The 1,034-nt window shown below is 59.2% G+C and carries 1 protein-coding gene; it reads right to left on the reverse strand.

All coding sequences use genetic code 11. The features are described from left to right. Position 1: 1 nt before the first annotated feature. On the reverse strand, positions 2–967 hold the full coding sequence (locus IB244_RS31535; RefSeq protein ID WP_192306984.1) for an IS481 family transposase: 966 nt from the start codon (positions 965–967) through the stop codon (positions 2–4). Between the last annotated feature and the right edge of the window lie 67 nt (positions 968–1,034).

Consider the following 1,034-nt stretch of genomic DNA (forward strand, 5'->3'; position numbering starts at 1 on the left):
GCTAGGTGTGTGGTCCCGGAATGAGATGGTGCGGATTGATTTTGAAGATTGACGGGTCCCTTGTCCAGGCGTTGCAGATTGCTTGATAGGGCGTTCGCCATCGGAGCGCCTTGAGGTGTTTGGCGAAGTTGTAAGCAGTGACGAAGGCCAGGACATGGGCCTTGAGACTTTCCAGGTCGTCATAATGGTAGACCTTGACGGTGGCGTCCTTGATGGTTCGATTCATCCGCTCGGCCTGGCCGTTCGTCCAAGGATGGTAGGGCTTGGTCAGCCGATGCTCGATGCTGTTAGCGATGCAGACGCGGTCGAAGATATGCGGGCCTAGGAAGCGGCGGCTGGGGCCGGTGCGGTTTTTGGGCAGGTCGGCGAAGGCCATACCATTGTCGGTAAGCACGGTGTGGATCTTGTAGGGGAAAACCTCGACCACGTTCCGAAGGAAGGCTGCGCCTTCCATCTTTCCAGCGCAGTCGTGGAACTCGACATGGGTGAACTTCGAAACCCGGTCGATGGCGAGGAACATGACCAGCTTTCCATCGGCATGCCGCAACTCGCAACTGTCGATGTGGACGTAACCCATCTCGTAGTTCTTGAACCGCTTGCGCCGCTCCTTGGTTTCCTCGACCGGTAGTCGGGATATGCCATGGCGTTGCAGGCAGCGGTGCAGCGCGCTGCGACTAAGGTTGGGAATGGTATCGCGTAGGCAGCCCAGCACGTCATCCAGTGGCAGCAGCGTCTTCTGCCGGAAAGCCACCACGATGGCCTCCTCAGCCGGCGTCAGCACCGTGCTCTTGGGAGACTTAGGCCCCATCGGTGCATCGGCCGTCGTGGTCCGCTCGCGCCATTTGGCCACCGTCTTCGAGTTCAGGCCGTAGCGGGCGGCAAGGGACCGGGTACTTTCTTGCGACGCTTGGAGTTCGGCTCGAAGACGCGGCGTCGTGCGGGCGCTGCCGTGAAGAATACTTCCCATAATGCATCCTCTTCCTGACGACTCAGGTTCAATGATGCACCATCACACTCAGGGACTACACACCTAG

Source organism: Rhizobium sp. RHZ02 (genome assembly GCF_014851575.1).
Taxonomy (GTDB): domain Bacteria; phylum Pseudomonadota; class Alphaproteobacteria; order Rhizobiales; family Rhizobiaceae; genus Rhizobium; species Rhizobium altiplani.